Annotated in this window: 14 protein-coding genes; 7 read left to right on the forward strand and 7 right to left on the reverse strand. The window is 68.5% G+C overall.

Annotation, left to right across the window (positions count from 1 at the left end; translation table 11 throughout):
* Complete coding sequence (locus I8J34_RS08875) at positions 1 to 654, forward strand: Crp/Fnr family transcriptional regulator (protein WP_214361037.1); 654 nt, start codon at positions 1 to 3, stop codon at positions 652 to 654.
* A 9-nt stretch (positions 655 to 663) separates the two neighbouring features.
* On the opposite strand, the gene I8J34_RS08880 is transcribed toward I8J34_RS08875, so the two are convergent.
* The 3 genes from I8J34_RS08880 to I8J34_RS08890 all read right to left on the reverse strand — a co-directional run bounded on the left by I8J34_RS08880 (position 664) and on the right by I8J34_RS08890 (position 6,556).
* A complete protein-coding gene (locus I8J34_RS08880) occupies positions 664 to 1,551 on the reverse strand; it encodes a toll/interleukin-1 receptor domain-containing protein (RefSeq protein WP_214361038.1) in 888 nt (295 codons plus the stop codon).
* A gap of 73 nt (positions 1,552 to 1,624) precedes the next feature.
* Complete coding sequence (locus tag I8J34_RS08885; RefSeq protein WP_214361039.1) at positions 1,625 to 4,624, reverse strand: EAL domain-containing protein; 3,000 nt, start codon at positions 4,622 to 4,624, stop codon at positions 1,625 to 1,627.
* Positions 4,625 to 4,930: 306 nt separating this feature from the next.
* A complete protein-coding gene (locus tag I8J34_RS08890; RefSeq protein ID WP_214361040.1) occupies positions 4,931 to 6,556 on the reverse strand; it encodes a methyl-accepting chemotaxis protein in 1,626 nt (541 codons plus the stop codon).
* A 229-nt stretch (positions 6,557 to 6,785) separates the two neighbouring features.
* On the opposite strand from I8J34_RS08890, the gene I8J34_RS08895 reads away from it, so the two are divergent.
* On the forward strand, positions 6,786 to 6,977 hold the full coding sequence (locus I8J34_RS08895) for a YgaP family membrane protein (protein ID WP_214361041.1): 192 nt from the start codon (positions 6,786 to 6,788) through the stop codon (positions 6,975 to 6,977).
* 51 nt (positions 6,978 to 7,028) lie between these two features.
* Here I8J34_RS08895 and rsmA read toward each other — a convergent pair whose 3' ends face one another.
* The 4 genes from rsmA to I8J34_RS08915 are packed head-to-tail and all read right to left on the reverse strand — an operon-like array spanning position 7,029 to position 12,558.
* Positions 7,029 to 7,799, reverse strand: coding sequence for a 16S rRNA (adenine(1518)-N(6)/adenine(1519)-N(6))-dimethyltransferase RsmA (rsmA, locus tag I8J34_RS08900; protein ID WP_214361042.1), 771 nt, complete (start codon positions 7,797 to 7,799; stop codon positions 7,029 to 7,031).
* Positions 7,796 to 8,788 carry a 4-hydroxythreonine-4-phosphate dehydrogenase PdxA gene (gene pdxA / locus I8J34_RS08905; RefSeq protein WP_214361043.1) on the reverse strand — a complete coding sequence of 331 codons (993 nt, stop codon included), beginning with the start codon at positions 8,786 to 8,788 and terminating at the stop codon, positions 7,796 to 7,798. The genes rsmA and pdxA overlap by 4 nt, the downstream gene beginning before the upstream one ends.
* Before the next feature lie 10 nt (positions 8,789 to 8,798).
* On the reverse strand, positions 8,799 to 10,112 hold the full coding sequence (locus I8J34_RS08910; RefSeq protein ID WP_214361044.1) for a peptidylprolyl isomerase: 1,314 nt from the start codon (positions 10,110 to 10,112) through the stop codon (positions 8,799 to 8,801).
* A 34-nt stretch (positions 10,113 to 10,146) separates the two neighbouring features.
* A complete protein-coding gene (locus I8J34_RS08915) occupies positions 10,147 to 12,558 on the reverse strand; it encodes an LPS-assembly protein LptD (protein ID WP_230411766.1) in 2,412 nt (803 codons plus the stop codon).
* 109 nt (positions 12,559 to 12,667) lie between these two features.
* On the opposite strand from I8J34_RS08915, the gene I8J34_RS08920 reads away from it, so the two are divergent.
* The 5 genes from I8J34_RS08920 to I8J34_RS08940 form a co-directional block, all read left to right on the forward strand.
* On the forward strand, positions 12,668 to 13,666 hold the full coding sequence (locus tag I8J34_RS08920) for an aminoglycoside phosphotransferase family protein (RefSeq protein WP_214361045.1): 999 nt from the start codon (positions 12,668 to 12,670) through the stop codon (positions 13,664 to 13,666).
* Between the two features lie 8 nt (positions 13,667 to 13,674).
* Complete coding sequence (gene murU, locus I8J34_RS08925; protein ID WP_230411767.1) at positions 13,675 to 14,370, forward strand: N-acetylmuramate alpha-1-phosphate uridylyltransferase MurU; 696 nt, start codon at positions 13,675 to 13,677, stop codon at positions 14,368 to 14,370.
* Positions 14,371 to 14,396: 26 nt separating this feature from the next.
* Entirely contained in the window at positions 14,397 to 15,719 is a 1,323-nt protein-coding gene (pepP, locus tag I8J34_RS08930; RefSeq protein ID WP_214361046.1) for a Xaa-Pro aminopeptidase, read from the forward strand.
* Entirely contained in the window at positions 15,716 to 16,855 is a 1,140-nt protein-coding gene (locus I8J34_RS08935) for an FAD-dependent monooxygenase (RefSeq protein WP_214361047.1), read from the forward strand. The genes pepP and I8J34_RS08935 overlap by 4 nt, the downstream gene beginning before the upstream one ends.
* A 237-nt stretch (positions 16,856 to 17,092) precedes the next feature.
* The coding region (locus tag I8J34_RS08940; protein ID WP_214361048.1) for a helix-turn-helix domain-containing protein at positions 17,093 to 17,399 on the forward strand (307 nt) is incomplete at its 3' end.

Raw genomic sequence — 17,399 nt, forward strand, 5'->3', positions numbered from 1 at the left:
ATGCCCCCCGACACAGCCCTTGCCGACCGCTACCCCGTCCTCGCTGCGCTGCCGCCGGCCGTGCGCGACGCCGCCCTGGCGCGCCTGCAGACCCTGCGGGTGCCGGCCGGCACCGTGCTGTTCGACGATCGCCAGGCCTGCGAGGGCTTCCCCTTCGTGCTGCGCGGCTCGATCCGCGTCATCAAGGCCTCGGCCAGCGGCCGCGAGCTGCCGCTGTACCGGGTGGCGCCGGGGGAGACCTGCGTGATCTCCTCCTCCTGCCTGCTCGGCCACGAGGATTACAACGCCCGCGGCATTGCCGAGACCGACACCGAACTGGTGCTGCTGCCCAAGGCGGTGTTCGACGAGCTGCTGGCCGAGCCGGCCTTTCGCGGCTTCGTCTTCCACCTGTTCGCCGAGCGCATCGCCGACCTGATGCAGCTGATCGAGGAGGTCGCCTTCCACAAGCTCGACCAGCGTCTGGCGGCGCTGCTGCTGGGCAAGGGGCGCGTGCTGCACACCACCCACCAGCACCTGGCCGACGAGCTGGGCAGCGTGCGCGAGATCGTCAGCCGCCTGCTCAAGGGCTTTGCCGCGCAGGGGCTGGTGAAGCTGTCGCGCGAGCAGATCGAGATCGTCGACGCGGCCGGCCTGCGGCGGGTCGCCGCCGGCTGACCCGGGCCCCTAGGGCGCGCGCGTGGCCTGGAACACCATCGGCGGTGCGGGGTCGAAGCCGCCGCTGGTGCTGTAGCGTACCTTGAGCTGCTCGCCGTCGCGGGTGATCAGGTAGCGGTGGGTCGTCACCCGGCTCTCATCGTCCATCACCGATTCCGACTGCGTGGTGAAGCTGAGCCGGCCGTCGTCCCAGTGCGCGTCCGTCAGCGCCCGCGGCCGGCCGAGGAAGCTGGCGCTGCCGTGCACCGCATCGCCGACCCGCTCGAACTCGAAGCGTTCCTGGTGGGTGGCGCCCCAGTGGTAGCGCACATCGGCGACCCACACGCCGGCCGGGAACGGCGTGGCCGGCATGGCAAACCACCAGGCAGCGCCGATCGCCAGGGCGAGCGCCAGCGCAAGCGCGGCGACACGGCGCCGCTGGCTGGCTACCCGCCGCCGGCCGCCCAGCGCCGCATCGAGCGCAGCGACCAGCCGTGCCACATCGTCGGCCCAGCCGTCGTCCGACACCCGCACGGCGTGGCGCTGCAGCAGCGGACGCATGTCGGCTGGCAGATCCGCGGCCACCGGCATCGGGGTGTCGTCGAGCAACACCGGCACGACCGGGATGTCGCGTGCCAGCGCCCGGGTCACCTCCATGCGCACATAGTCGTCGGGCAGGCTCAGGCGGGGCGTGCCGTCGCGCTCGGCGCTGAGCCAGTGCGGGCCGATCAGCACCAGCACCAGATCGGCGCTCTGCAGCCGGGCCTGCAACGCGTCGGGAAAGGGCTGGCCGGGCAGCAGATCCTCCACGTCGCGAAACACACTGTGCGCGCCGAAATGCCGCTCGAGCGCTTCTTCGAGCCGGCCGGCATGGCCGGCGCTGTCCTCGCGGCGGTAGGAGATGAAGATCTGGCTCATGGCGGCGTGCGCTGTACGGTCACGCCTTCACTGTAGAAGCGCCGCCCGGCCGGCGCCAGGCGGCGGCGCCGGCTCACTTGGCCGGCGTGGAGGCCGTCCGGTGGGCGATGAAGCGCTCGAAGGCCGCCGCCGGCAAGGCGGGGCTGACCAGGTAGCCCTGGCAGGCGTTGCAGCCGAGGCGCACGAGAAACGCCAGTTGCCGCTCGGTTTCCACCCCTTCGGCCACCACCCGCAGCTTGAGGTTGCGCGCCATGGCGACGATGGTGGCGACGATTTCGCTGTCGCTGGCGTCGTCGGGCGTATCGCGCACGAAGCTGCGGTCGATCTTCATCTCGTCGATCGGGAAGCGCTTGAGGTAGGCCAGCGACGAGTAGCCGGTGCCGAAGTCGTCGATCGACAGGCTCACGCCGAGCGCCTTGAGCGATTGAAGCAAGGCTTCCGCCTCCTCGCCCTGGCCCATGATCATGCTCTCGGTCAGCTCCAGCTTGAGCCGATCGGGCGGCAGGCCGGTGCGCTCAAGCACCTCGGCCACCCGCTGGGCCAGATCGCGTTGATGCAACTGGCGCGCCGACAAATTCACCGCCATCACCAGATCGGCCACGCCGGCGTCGCGCCACGCCTTCGCCTGGGCGCACGCGGTCTCCAGCACCCACTGGCCGAGCGGCACGATCAGACCGGTGTCTTCGGCCAGCGGGATGAAGCGGTCGGGCGGCATGAGACGTCCGTCGGCATCCTGCCAGCGCACCAGCGCCTCGCAACCGACCACCTCGCCGGTGCTCGCCTCGAACTGGGGCTGGAAATGCAGGACGAACTCCCCGGCGTTCAGCGCCCGCCGCAAACGCCCCTCCATCGCCAACCGCTGATCGGCTGCCTCGGTGAGTGCGGCGGTATAGAAGCGGAAGGTATTGCGCCCCTGCCCCTTGGCCTGGTACATGGCGGCGTCGGCCTGGCGGATCAGTTCGGTGGTGCCGTTGCCATCGGTCGGATACAGGCTGATGCCGATGCTGAGCCCGACATACACCTCGTGCCCGCTGGGCAGGCTGACCGACGCCTCCTGCAGGCGAACCAGCGCCTGGGCCACCTCGGCCGCATCTTCGGGCCGGTGGATATCTTCGAGCACCACCAGGAACTCGTCGCCGCCCAGTCGGGCGAGGGTGTCCGACTCGCGCAGCCGCGAGCGCATGCGCTGGGCCACGGCGACCAGCAGCTCGTCGCCGACTGGGTGTCCGAGGCTGTCATTGACGTCCTTGAAGCGATCCAGGTCGATGAACATGACCGCCAGCCAGCAGCCCTCCCGCTGCGCCTTTTCCAGCGCATGATCGAGACGGGACTGCACCAGCAAGCGGTTGGGCAAGCCGGTGAGCGGATCGTAGTGGGCCAGATGCGCCAGTTCCGCCTCGAAGGCGCGCAGCCGGCTCAGGTCGGTGAGCACCGCCACGTAGCGGCTCGGCTGGCCGGTGATGTCCCGCACGGTGCTGATGGTCAGCAGTTCGGGGAAGACCTCGCCGCTCTTGCGGCGACTCATCACTTCGCCCTGCCAGTGCCCGGCTTCAACGAGAGTGGCCCACAGGCTCTGGTAGAACGCATCGCCGTGAAGCCCGGAGTGCAGCAGCGTCGGCATCTGGCCGATCACCTCGTCCGCCGAGTAACCAGTGATCTCGGTAAAGGCCGGATTGACGGTGAGAATGCGCTGGTCGAGATCGGTGACGATGATCCCCTCACGCGTGCTCTCGAACACGGCAGTCGCCTGTCGGCTGGCTTCAGCCGCCGCGTGGCGCTCGGACACGTCCTCCAGGACCGAAATGAAATAGTCGGGGGCACCGTCGGGCCGGCGCACCAGCGAGACGGTCAGCTGCGCCCAGACCACACGCCCGTCCTGGTGGAAGTAGCGTTTCTCGATGGTGTAGCCGGGGATCTCGCCGGCCAGCGTGCGCCGCACCCGGCGCAGGTCGGCATCGAGGTCGTCGGGGTGGGTGATGTCATGGAAAGTCTTGGTCAGCAAAACCGCCGGCGGGTAGCCGAGAATGTCGCACAGCCGCGGATTGACCCGGATCCACCGGCCGTCGGGGGCCACATGGGCGATGCCGACCGCGGCCAGTTCGAAGGTGGCACGGAAGCGGACCTCGCTCTCGGCCCACGCCGCCTCGCGCCGCTTGATCTCGCGGTGCAGTTGCCGGTTGGCCCACAGCATCGCCAGCGCCACCAGCAGGATGCCCCCGCCACCGATCAGGAACCAGGTCAGATAACGCCGGAGCTGTGGCGCGTAGTCGAGCGCGACCAGATCCCCGACCCCGACCGGCACCCAGTCGCGGAGTATCGCTTCGCGCTCCTGGGCATCGATCGACAGGAGCGCCCGGTCGATCAGCTGCGCCAGTTGCGGCCAGTCTTTGCGCACGCCGAAGTGCTGACCATGGTTTTCCATGGCAAACGCCGCGTTCACCTTGAGGTTGGTGATGCCGTTCGCGCTGGCGAGGTAGGTGCCGGTGCCGAGCACCCCGGCGTAGGCATCGACCTTGCCCAAGGCCAGCGCCTGGAGACCGGCCAGTGAGGTGTCGACATAGGTGGGCGACAGCGACGGGAAACGCTCGACCACCTTCTGGCTGGCGGCATAGCCCTTGACCAGCGCCACCCGCTGGGCGGCAAGCTGATCGATCGAGGTGAGTTGAGGCGCACCCTGCTGCGTGAAGATCACCAGCGGCGTCGGCAGGTACATCTCGCTGAAGATCGTGAAGGCCGTCCGCTCGGGGTGATAGGCCAGCGCGGCGATGACATCGACCTCCCGCGCCTTGAAGGCCTTGAACAGCGTCGGCCAGTCGCGATCTGCCACCCGTTCGAAGCGCACGCCCAGCGCATCCTCGACGCGTCGGGTAAAGCCCGCGGCCACGCCCTGGAAGCGGCCCTCCGCGTCGGTAAAGGAATATGGGGCAAAGTTCGGATCGAAGCCCACCCGGATCACCGGATGCTGCGCCAGCCAGGCGCGTTCGGCGTCCGTCAGCACCAGTTCGGCCGCCCGGACCGTCGGCGCGGCGAGCATCAGAACGGCAACAACGAAAGCAGCTAGGCGATGGAGCACGGCGTCGGTCCTCGTGCGCTGATTCAGCATGCCGGAATATGCAAGCTGATAATCCGCTATCGGCGCTCACTCGCCCCACTTGAAGCCCGAATGAGACGCCACCTGCGCCGGGGCGCCGCCGACGCCCCTCGGGCAGGCTACCACTCAGCGCCTGAGCGTCTTTCGGGCGTGTCCGAGCGGCGCCCCAAAGACGGTCTGATCTAGGCGCGAAGCACAGCCATAGCTCGGGCTATGGCGAGCATTTGCAACGACGAGCAGGTCGTCTTTGGGGGGACGAGCGGGCATGAACGAAAGACGCTCAGGCGCTCAGACCTTGAAACGCGCCACCGCACCTTGCAACTGAGTGGCCAGACCTTCCATTTCCGTGGCCGAGGCCACGGTCCGGTCGACCGCCGCGTTGTTCTCGCGCGCCATCGCGGCGATCGCCTCGATGCTGTTGGTGGCGCTCTGGCTGGCCTGGCGCTGGCCTTCGGTCGCCTGGGCGATCTGATCCATGCCGGCACGCACCTCGGCCACCGAGGCATTCGCCTCGCGCAGCCCGCTGGCCACGTCCTCGGCCGCCGTGCGGCTGCTCGTCAGGCGGTCCATGCCGCTGCTCAAGGAGCTTTGCACCGCGCCGGACTGCGCCGACAGCGTGCGGGTGATGGCATCGATCTCGCCGGCCGAGCGGGCCGATTTCTCGGCCAGCTTGCGCACCTCGTCGGCCACCACCGCGAAACCGCGGCCTTGCTCGCCGGCCCGTGCAGCCTCGATCGCCGCGTTGAGCGCGAGCAGATTGGTCTGGTCGGCGATCTCGCGCACCTCTTGGGTCATGCGCGAGATCGCGGCCGTCGATTCGACGAAGGCCTTGACCGTATCGGCCATCTCGCCGACCGCCGACTCGACTTCGGACACTTCGCCGATCAGGCGCGACAGATGCCGCTGGCCCTCTTCGGAACGCTCGAGGCTCTCATGCGAGCGCGAGCGTACCTGTTCGGCGCTGCTGGCGATGTCGGCGATGTTCTCCATCAGCCCCTCGACGGCACCGGCCGCCGCGTCCGATTGCTGGCTCTGCTGCTGCGAGCCGGCCGCCACCTGCCGAGCCCCGACGGTGACGCCGCGCGCCGCACGGGCCACGTCGCCGGCCGAGGCGCTGACCTGGCGCACCAGCTCGCCGACGGTGGCCAGCATGCGGTTGAAGCTGTTGGCGGCGCGGCCGATTTCGTCCTCATGCTCGACCGTCAAGCGGCGGGTCAGATCGCCCCCACCGGCGGCGATCTCCTCAAGGCTGCGGGTCATGTGCTCGAGCGGCGTGGTGACGAAGCGGCGGATGAACAGGAACACGCACACCATCAAGGGCAGCGACACCAACGCCGCGAACAGGATGCTCTTGTTGCGGAAGCTGCTCACCGCGGCATCGACCTTGTCGAGCGCGATGCTCATGCTGACGGCGCCCAGCGGCGTGCCTTCGGCCACCACGTGGCAAGTCACGCAGTTCTTGCCCAGATAGTTGGTCGACGCCAGCGCCGGCACCACCACGCGCAACGCGTTGCCGGCACTGCCGCCCTCCTGGACCTCGAAAATCGGCTTGCCGTCACTCATTGCGCGGCGTTCGAGGGCGTCCATGGCACCGGCTTCGGCCGCACTGCCGGGGCCGAACTGCGTGCTCACCGCGTCGCCACGGATCACGCGCAGGCCGCGCACCGACGACAGCTCCTTGATCTGGTCGAGAAACACGTCGCGCTGATCGACGGTGCCGGTGATCATCATGCCGGTCAGCCCGGCCATGGTCATGTCGTGCACCGACAGCGCGAAGGCGCGCGCCTGCTCAATGGCCGTCTCCCGGTTGACCTGCGTTTCCCAGGCGATCAGGCCGCCGAAGGCGAACATCAACAGCACCCACACCACCGCGGTCAACCGCAGCCAGATCGGGGTATCGGAGAACTTGCGCATGACGGCTCCCAGCCAGATGGTTTCACCGGTTAGTAACGGCATCGGCGCGTCAGTCTTTATTGCGGGAGCACAATTCTTTTCGGTGCCATGACATGGCCATTCCCGATGGATGCCGACCATCGTTTGCCGCATTGCGGCAGACCGCCCGCTATGTAACCAAGGTTACAGACCCGCGGGCCCGATCGCGGTCAAATGCAGACACATTGGCTGATGGCACAAGGAGCACATCATGAAAACGAACGTAGGTGGTATCGACCGCGTATTGCGCATCGTCGCTGGGCTCGGGCTGATTCTCTGGGCGCTGGTGGGTGGCCCGGTGTGGGCATGGATCGGCGTAGTGCCGCTGGCCACCGGTCTGCTGGGCAGCTGCCCGGCCTATTCGCTGCTGGGCATGAACACCTGCCCGATGAAGAAGAGCTGAGCGCGCAGGACCACGTGACCGACGGCCGGCATTGCCCGGCCGTCGGTGTTTTCAGGCCCCGGCGCAGGCGTTGGTGATGGCCACGTAGTCGGCCACCGACAGGCGCTCGGCGCGCAGGCCAGGATCGATGCCCAGCGCACTCAGGCGGGCCTCGTCGATGTAGTCGCGCAAGGTGTTGCGCAGGGTCTTGCGGCGCTGCCCGAAGGCGGCGGTGACGATCTTGCCGAACAGCCGCGCATCCTTTGCCTCCAGCGTATCGGCAGGCCGCGGCACCAGGCGCACGATGCTCGACATCACCTTGGGCGCCGGACGGAAGGCCCCCGGCGGCACGTCGAACAGCCGCCCCATGCGGAAGCGGTATTGCAGCATCACCGACAGGCGCCCGTATTCGCTCGAGCCGGGGTCGGCCACCATACGCATCACCACCTCTTTTTGCAGCATGAAGGTCATGTCGCGCACCTGGTCGGCGAACTCGGCCAAGTGGAAGAGGATCGGCGTGGAGATGTTGTAGGGCAGGTTGCCGACGATGCGCAGGTCCGGCCCCAGGGTGCCGAAGTCGAACTTGAGCGCGTCGCCCTCGTGGATGACCAGATCGCCGGACGGGTAGTTGTCCTTGAGCCGGGCGATCAGGTCCCGATCGATCTCGACCACGTCGAGCCGGCCCAGACGGGCCAGCAGCGGGTCGGTCATGGCCGCCAGGCCGGGGCCGATCTCGACCATGCGCTGGCCGGGCTGCGGGGCGATGACGTCGACGATCTTGCGGATGATGTTGGGATCGGACAGGAAGTTCTGACCGAAGCGCTTGCGGGCCTGGTGGGTCATTGCGCAGCCCTCGCCGCGGCCATCTCGAAGGCCAGCCGCACCGCGGCGAACAGGCTGCCCGGATCGGCCCGGCCGGTGCCGGCCAGATCCAGCGCCGTGCCGTGATCGACCGAGGTCCGGATGATCGGCAGCCCGAGAGTCACATTCACCCCACCGCCGAAGCTGGCATGCTTGAGCACCGGCAGGCCCTGGTCGTGGTACATGGCCAGCACCGCGTCGCCCTGCTCGAGCGTGTGCGGCACGAACAAGGTGTCGGCCGGCAGCGGGCCGGACAGGTGCATGCCGGCGGCACGCAGGCGCTCGAGCACCGGGATGATCACGTCGATCTCCTCGCGCCCCATGTGGCCGCCTTCGCCGGCGTGCGGATTGAGCCCGGCCACCAGGATGCGCGGCGCCGGCAGGCCGAATCGGGTGCGCAGGTCGTCGTCGAGGATGGCCAGGGTCTCGGCCAGCGCCGCCGGCGTGATGGCGCCGGGCACCGCCGACAGCGGCAGATGCGTGGTGACCAGCGCCACGCGCAGGCCACCGCCGACCAGCATCATCACCACCCGTGACGTTGCCGTGGCCTCGGCCAGGTATTCGGTATGCCCGGAGAAGGGCACACCGGCATCGCAGATGACGCCCTTGTGCACCGGCGCGGTGACCATGCCATCGAATTCGCCGCTCTGGCAGCCCTCGATGGCCCGGTCGAGCATGCTCAGCACCGGCCGGGCGTTGGCCGTGTCGAGCCGCCCGACCTGCACGGGCGCGGCCAGCGGCACGTCGAGGACTTCCAGCACGCCGGGGGGCGGGAGCGTATCGCGTCGATAGGCCTGCAGCGTCAGCGTCAGCCCCAGCGCAGCCATGCGCTCGGCGAGCAGATCGGTATCGCCCAGCACCACCACCCGCCCGGGCCAGCGCTGGCTGGCCAGCTGCAGGCACAGCTCGGGGCCGACGCCGGCCGGCTCGCCACTGGTGACGGCCAGCACCGGCGTGTGTGTGGTGTTCATGCGCGGCGGATCAGTTCAGTTCGTCGAGGCGGTAGTCAACGAAGGCGTTGTCGCGCAACTGGCGCAGCCAGTCTTCGTAGGCCTCGTCGGCCTTGCGCTGGCGCAGCGTGTTGCGCGCCACGGCGCGTTTGCGCTCTTCGGAAACATCCTGCGTGCGGCGCTCTTCCACACGGATCAGATGCCAGCCGAACGGCGACTTGATCGGCTGACTGACCTCGCCCGGCTTGAGCGCGTCCATCGCGCGCTCGAACTCGGGCACCGTATCGCCGGGATAGACCCAGCCGATCTCGCCCCCCTTGGCCGCCGACAGGTCGGCACTGTTGGCGCGCGCCAGCGCGGCGAAATCCTCGCCGTTGAGAATGCGGGTGCGCAGGGTTTCGAGGCGCAGGCGGGCGTCGGTATCCGACACCACTTCCGAGGTCTTCACCAGGATGTGGCGAACCCGCGTCTGCTGCACCGACACCGCCTCGGTCGCGCTGGCGCCGCGGATATCGTTCACCCGCACCAGATGGAAGCCGGCCGGGCTGCGCATGACCGGCGAAACTTCGCCGGGCTGCATGGCCTTCAAGGCGTCGAGGAACAGGGCCGGCACGCTGTTGGTCGGACGCCAGCCGAGGGCGCCACCTTGCAGGGCATCCGGCGCATCCGAGAACTCGGCGGCCAGCTTGGCGAAGTCTTCGCCGGCCAGCAGGCGAGCACGCAGGCTCTCGGCCTTTTGCGCCAGGGCGTTCAATTGCTCCGGGCTCGGCCCTTCGGGGGCGCGCAGCAGGATATGCGACAGGTCGTATTCGCGACTGTCGGCGGCGTCCGGCGCGTTTTTCAGGAAGTTGTCGATCTCGGCGTCGGTCACCACCACGCGGGCGTCGACTTCGCGCTCGCGCAGGCGGGCGATGAGCATTTCCTGGCGGATGTTCTCGCGGAAGTCGTTCCAGGCGATGCCGTCCTTTTCCAGCGCGGCGCGAAACTGAGCGGCACTCAGCTTGTTGGAGGCGGCGATGCGGTCGATCGCGCCGGCCAACGCGGTGTCGTCGATGCGCAGCCCGGTTTCGCCGGCCAGCTGCAGTTGCGCCCGCTCGACCACCAGGCGCTCGAGCACCTGCTTGCGCAGCACCTCGTCGGGCGGCAGCTGCCCGCCTTGCCGGCCGAACTGGCGCTTGATCTGCGCGGTGCGCTCGGCCAGGCTGGATTCGGTGATGACATCGTTGTTGACCACCGCGACGATGCGATCGACGAGCACCGTGCGCGCGGCTGGCGACACTGCCGGCAAGGCCGCCAGCACGGAGAAGAGCAGCGTGGAAAGGAGTCGGGGAAGCGCCGTTTTCATAGGATTCCTGTTGCAATAAGAGGCTGCCGCAGCATCACTCCCGGCCGAATACCGGATCTGCCATGGGTTGATTGATGGTGCCATAACCGCCCACCGTCCGCCGCAGCAGATCCAGGGGACTGGATCCGACGCTGGCCAGGCCGTCGAGTTCGAGTTGCAGGAAGATGGCCTGCGTCACGTCTTCCGCATTGGTCGCATAACGATGCACCACCACCCGGAAGACCCAGCAGTCGGCATCGTATTCCAGACCGCCGAGGGCCTCGGTGACCCGATGGTCGCGCAGCGAACGATTGTAGCGGGCGACGCCGTACCAGCGACCGCCGAGCGGCCACTGGGCGGCGATGTCGACATCGCGCAGGACGTCGCGGGTGTAGCGATACCCGAGGTTGACCACCTTGGCAAAGGCGGGCTGGAAGCGCAGGTCTGCGTTGAAGCGCTCGGTCTGGCGGTCTTCCGGGCTGTATTGCCAGCCGGCATCGAGGGTGGTGATCTTGCCGATGCGCCCGCCCAGGCTGGCCAGGATGTCGGTGCGCCGACCGGTACGCGCCGCAAAGCCGGGCAAGGTGACGCGCTGGTCTTCGAAGTAGAAGCGCTGGCCCAGCGCAGCGCGCAGCCGCTCGACCCCGGTTTCGGCATCGATCATGCGCGAGGTAACCGCCGCGGTGAGCTGGTTGGCATTGGCGATGCGGTCGCCACCGCTGAAGATGTTCTCGGAGAAGATCTGCGCGAAGTTGAAGTCGAACAGGCCGGAATCGAAGTTGGGGATGTCCGACTGGTCGCGATACGGCACGTTCACGTAGTACAGGCGCGGCTCGAGCGTCTGGATCATGTCGCGCCCGCCCCACACGGTCTCCCGCTCGAAGACCATGGCGCCGTCCAGCGAGAAGGTCGGCACGGCGCGGGTGATGCTCTCCTCGCCCACCGTCAGCGGGGTGCTCAGATCATAGCGGGTGTAGTGCACCCCGAACTTCGGTGTCAGCGTATAGGCCGCCGTGCCCAGCGGGAACTGGACGCTGGGGTTGAGCGTGATGCGCGAGCCTTCGGGTTTGTTGGCGTCCGGATGGGCGAAGCGCACATATTCGGTCGCTAGGTTGAACTCGCCGCCGCCCCACACCAGGCGATTGCCGCCCAGCGTGAACTGCGGCAGGCGCCGGTAGGGCCGCTCGCCCGACAGGGTCTGGAAGCTCTGCGCCAATGCCGAGGCCGACCACCAACTGCCGGAGCTGTAGCTCAGGACGCCCTGACGCAGCAGGTTGGTTTGCGCCGACAGCGCCAGGCGCGAACTGAGGTCCTCGAAGTATTCCTTGTCCGACACCCCGTTCAAATCGAGGCTGCCGCTCAGGCCGTACCCGAAGTTCTGCTGGTGGCGGATCGAGCCGGCCGCCCGGTTGGACTGCCCGGTCACGCTGTCGCTGCTCAGCCACTCCAACGAGGTGGTGCCCTGCATGGTTTCGGTGAGGTAGCGGTACTGACCGCCCAGTTGCAGGCCGCGACGGCTGATGTAGCGCGGCACCAGCGTGGCATCGTAGTTGGGTGCGATGTTCCAGTAATAGGGCGCAGTCAGCTCCACGCCGCTCTTGTTCGAGGTGCCGAAGGTCGGCGGCAGAAAGCCGGACTTGCGCTGCGCCACCAGCGGGAACTCGGCCCACGGCATGTAGAAGATCGGCACATCCTGGAACACCACCGTGCTGTGGCGTGCCACGCCGATTTCCCGGTCGTAATCGAGCTCCAGCTCGCCGGCCTTGATGTACCAGTCCGGATCCTGCGGCTGGCAGGTGCTCCAGGTGGCGTCTTCGAGACGGTACTGGTTCTCGCCCTCGAAGCGGATCACGCTGGCCTCGCCGCTACCGGTGATCGGGCGCGAGATGCCGCCCTTGCGCGAGATGCGGTGGATCTCGTAGGTGGGCGAATCCAGCGTGCCGGTCTGCTCGTCCAGGCGCAGCTGCACTTTCGGGCCGGCCAGGCGGTCTTCGCCGCGACGCAAGGTGACATTGCCCTCGGCCTCGACCTCGTCCAGCGCCTCGCGGTAGACGATGCGGTCGGCGGTCAGCACCGAGCGGTCGCGCTTGAGCACCGCCTGGCCTTCGGCCACCAGTTCGACATCCTGCTGGCCGACGATACGGTCGGCATCGACGGTGGTGACGCCGGTCGGCTCGGTCGGTGCTGTCGCCTCGGCGGCCGGCGCCGGCCGGCTGGCGGACACGCGGTCGCGCCTGCGCGCAGGGGCATCGCCGACGGCCTCAGTGCCCTCGTGGCGGGACGGGCTGGCCGTGCCGCGCATGGGCGGCTTGGCGTCAACGGCCGCCGGCTTCGACTTGGTTGCGGGGGTGCCGAGCAGGTCGGCGGGAATGACCAGCGCCGGCAGGTCGGCGGCGCTACCTGCGACCGGCAACGTGGCCAGCAGCAAGGGGATGGCTCGCAAGGTCCAACGCTTGGCAGGCGGCAATGCGTGTCTCCGGGTGAAAAGCGGCGGATCGGCTGCACACCGGCAAACAGCGTTCCGGCTGCGGTCTTTGATAAAATTCGCGATTTTACACGAACATCGGACGGCATCCGTGGAAAGACTCGCGCAACTTCAGCACTGGCTCGGCACCCGTTTCCCGGGCCGCCAGATCGACCTCGCGCCCGCGTCGGCCGACGCCAGCTTCCGGCGCTACTTCCGGGTGCACGTGGACGGCGAGCCGACCACCTTCATCGCCATGGACGCCCCGCCCGACAAGGAGGGCACCGGCCCCTTCATCCGCATCGCCAAGCTCTTCGGCGACAGCGGCGCGCAGGTGCCGACGGTGCTCGATGCCAACACCGACGAGGGTTTCCTGCTGCTCACCGACCTGGGCGACACCACCTATCTGAATGCGCTCGACGCCGACAGCGCGCATGCGCTGTATGCCGACGCCCTCGGCGCGTTGATCTGCATCCAGAAGGCCAGCGCGCCCGGCGTGCTGCCCGACTACGACCGCGCACGCCTGCTCGCCGAGATGCAGCTCTTCCCCGACTGGTACCTGGCGCACCACAAGCACCTCACCCTCGACGACACCGAGCGCAAGATCCTCGATACCGTGTTCGAGCGCCTGCTCGAGGTCAATCTGGCCGAGCCGAAGGTCTTCGTGCATCGCGACTTCCATAGCCGCAACCTGATGGTCACTGCCCACGGCGCCGGCGTGCTCGACTTCCAGGACGCGGTCTACGGCCCCATCAGCTACGACCTCGCCTCGCTGTTCAAGGACGCCTACATCGACTGGGACGAAGCCTTCGTGCTCGACATGCTGGCGCGCTACTGGGAAGCCGCCCGACAGGTCGGGCTGCCCGTGCGCGCGGATTTCGCCGAGTTCCACCGCGACTTCGAATGGATGGGCGTGCAGCGCCATCTCAAGGTGCTCGGCATCTTCGCCCGCCTCTGCCATCGCGACGGCAAGGCCGGCTACCTCGCCGACATGCCGCGCGTCGCCCACTATCTGCGCAAGGCCTGCGAGCGCTACAGCGAGCTGCGCCCGCTGGTGCGCATCCTCAACCGTTGCGACCCGGTCGACACCCAAGTCGGCTACACCTTCTGAGCGCCGCCATGCGCGCCATGATCCTGGCCGCCGGGCGCGGCGAGCGCATGCGGCCGCTGACCGACACCTGCCCCAAGCCCTTGCTGGCGGCCGGCGGCGTGCCGCTGATCGTCCATCACCTGCGCCGGCTGGCGGCGGCCGGCATCGACCGGGTGGTGATCAACCATGCCCATCTCGGCGCCATGATCGAAACGGCGCTCGGCGACGGCAGCGCCTGGGGCCTGCCCATCAGCTATTCGCCCGAAGCCACCGCGCTGGAGACCGCCGGCGGCATCCGCCAGGCGCTGCCGCAGCTGGGCGATGCGCCCTTCCTGGTCATCAACGGCGACATCTTCTGCGACGTCGATCTGGCCGCGCTGGCCACCCGTCCGCTGGCTGCCGGCGACCTCGCCCACCTGGTGCTGGTGCCGAACCCGCCGCACCACCCGGGCGGCGACTTTCACCTGCACCACGGGCGCGCCCACCTCGCCGACGGCGAGCGGCTGACATTTTCGGGCATTGGGCTCTATCATCCCGATATGTTCCAGTCATTGACCGCCGGCGCCCCCGCGCCGCTCGGCCCGCTGCTGCGCCAGGCGATCGCCGCCGGCCGCGTCGGCGCCGAACGCTTCGACGGCCTGTGGATGGACATCGGCACCCCGGCACGCCTGGCCGAACTGGACGCCCTGCTGTGCCCGAACAATCCGCCACACTCGCAGTCATAACGACACCGCCTCAAAGGAACGTCGCCTTGAACCCAGCCTTCGCGCCCTTTCACAATCGCCGCCAACGACTGCTCGACACCCTCGCCACGCGTGGCGGCGGGGTCGCCATCGTGCCGACGGCGGCCGAAGTGACCCGCAATCGCGACACCCACTACCCCTTCCGGCCGGACAGCTACTTTCATTACCTGAGCGGCTTCCCCGAGCCCGAAGCCGTGCTGGTACTCATTGCCGACGACAACCCGCGCAGCCTGCTGTTCTGCCGCAGCAAGGACATGGCACGCGAGATCTGGGACGGCTTCCGCCACGGCCCCGAGGCCGCCGCCGAGCAGTTCGGCTTCGACGCCGCCTTCGCCATCGGCGAGCTGGACGCCCAGCTCGGTACCCTGCTGGCCAACCAGCCCGCGGTGTTCTTCGCCCTCGGCCATGACGCCGCCTGGGACACCCGCCTCGTCGCCTTGCTCAACCAGGTACGCGAACAGGTTCGCACCGGCATCACCGCGCCGACCAGCATACAGGACCTGCATGCCGTGCTCGACGAGATGCGCCTAATCAAGGACAGCCACGAAGTGCTGACCATGCGCCGCGCCGCCGCCATCACCGATGTCGCCCACCGTCGCGCCATGCAGACCACCCGGCCGGGTCTCCATGAATACGCGGTCGAGGCCGAGTTGCTGCACGCCTTCCGCCAGGGCGGCGCGCAATCGCCCGCCTACCCCTCGATCGTCGCCAGCGGCCCGAACGCCTGCGTGCTGCACTACGTGAGCAACGACCGGCGCATGGCCGACGGCGACCTGCTGCTGATCGACGCCGGCTGCGAACTCGACGGCTACGCCTCCGACGTCACCCGCACCTTCCCGGTCAACGGCCGCTTCAGCGGCCCCCAGCGCGATGTCTACCAACTGGTGCTGGCCGCCCAGCAGGCCGCCATCGACGCCACCGCCCCCGGCGTCGGCTGGAACGAGCCGCATGACCGCGCCGTCGCCGTGCTCGTCCAGGGCATGCTCGACCTCGGCCTGCTCCGGGGCTCGCTCGACGGCCTGCTCGAATCCGGCGACTACCGCCGCTTCTACATGCACCGCACCGGCCACTGGCTCGGCCTCGACGTCCACGATGCCGGCGACTACAAGCGCAACGGCGACTGGCGCCCGCTGCAAGAAGGCATGACGCTCACCGTCGAGCCCGGCTGCTACATCCGCCCCGCCGACGACATACCCGAAGCCTTCTGGCACATCGGCATCCGCATCGAAGACGACGCCCTGGTCACCGCCGGCGGCTGCGACATCCTCACCGCCAACACTCCCAAAACCATCGACGACATCGAAGCGCTGATGCGGGACGCGCGTCCATGAAAACGCCGGACATCGCCATCATCGGCGCCGGTCCGGTCGGCATGGCGCTGGCCCTCGCGCTGCAGGGCGGCAAGCACTCCGTCGTCCTCATCGACGCCCGCGGCCGCGGCGCATCGCGTCAGGACCCGCGCGTGCTCGCCCTGGCCCATGGCACCCGGCTCACCCTGGAGCGCCTCGGCGTGTGGGAACACCTGCCCACCACGGCGATCCGCCACATCCACATCTCGCAGCAAGGCGGCTTCGGCCGCACCACGCTCGACGAGCAGGACTACGCCATCGACGGCCTCGGCCATGTGGTGCGCGCCGGCGACCTCGCCGCCGCCCTCGACGACGCCGTCAGCGCCGCCGGCATTCCCGTCATCGACCACTGCCAGGCCGAAGTCGACACCGAATTGCACGGCCGCGTGCTGCTGCACCGCAACCACGCCACCGAAGCCCTCGACGCCCGACTGGTGGTATGCGCCGAAGGCGGCATGCGCGCCGACGACCCGGCCATCCGGGTGCGCGACTACGGCCAGCATGCGGTCATCTGCATGGCCACCCCCGCCGAGCCGCACGGGCACACCGCCTACGAACGCTTCACCCCCAACGGTCCGGTCGCCCTGCTGCCCTGCGGCACCGATTTTGCGGTGGTGCACACCGCCGCCCCCGAACAAGCCGACGCCTGGCTGGCACTCGACGACGCCGCCTACCTCGCCGAGTTGCAGCGCGCCTTCGGCCAGCGGGTCGAACTGGTCGCCACCAGCCCGCGCGAACGCTTTCCGCTGCAACTGCGCGTACGCCACACCCCGGTCGCCGAGCGCCAGGTATGGCTCGGCAACGCCGCCCAGACCCTGCACCCGGTCGCCGGCCAGGGCTTCAACCTGGCACTGCGTGACGTCTGGGCGCTGGCGCAACGTATCCAGTCCGCCAAGGACCCGGGCGACGCCCAGGTGCTCGCCGCCTACCTGCGCGACCGCCGCCTCGACCGCGCCAGCACGGTCGGCTTCACCGACACCCTGGTGCGCCTCTTCAGCAACGACCTGCCACCGCTACGCGGCCTGCGTGGCTTGGGTCTGCTGGCGCTCGACCTCGCGCCGCCGCTGCGGCACTTTGTAGCCAAGCGGATGATGTTTGGGGCGCGGGCCTGGCCATAGGGGCGGGGCGCGCGTTCGCGGATCGGTTGGTTGGTTGGTATTTTCGGGCGGTTTTCCCCAGGCTGACTGGGTCGTTGGCCGGGTCTCGCCCCGGCGGGCGACTTACTTTCTTGCTCGTGCAAGAAAGGTAAGCAAAGAAGTACGCCCTGTACGGTTCACACTCATCGGTAACAAATCGGTTCAAAGACATGGGTAACAACTTCTACCCTGCATGGGAGCAACCAGGAGGACAGCCCCATGCCTTGGAACGAGGTCAAACCGATGGACCAACGGGTTCTGTTCATAGCCGATCACCTGCGTGATCGCTACAGCTTCGGCGAGCTGTGCTCGCGCTACGGGATCAGCCGCAAGACCGGCTACAAATGGCTTGGGCGCTATCGGAGCGATGGCGTGGAGGGGCTCGAGGAGCGCAGTCGCCGGCCACATCACTGCGCCACCGCCTATCCCTTCGCCGTGCGCCAGGCCGTCATCGAGCTGCGCACCGACGGGGGCGACGTGCTCGGCCCCAAGAAGATCCAGGCCCTGCTGGCACGGCGCTATCCCG

The organism is Denitromonas iodatirespirans (assembly GCF_018524365.1).
GTDB classification, from domain to species: domain Bacteria; phylum Pseudomonadota; class Gammaproteobacteria; order Burkholderiales; family Rhodocyclaceae; genus Nitrogeniibacter; species Nitrogeniibacter iodatirespirans.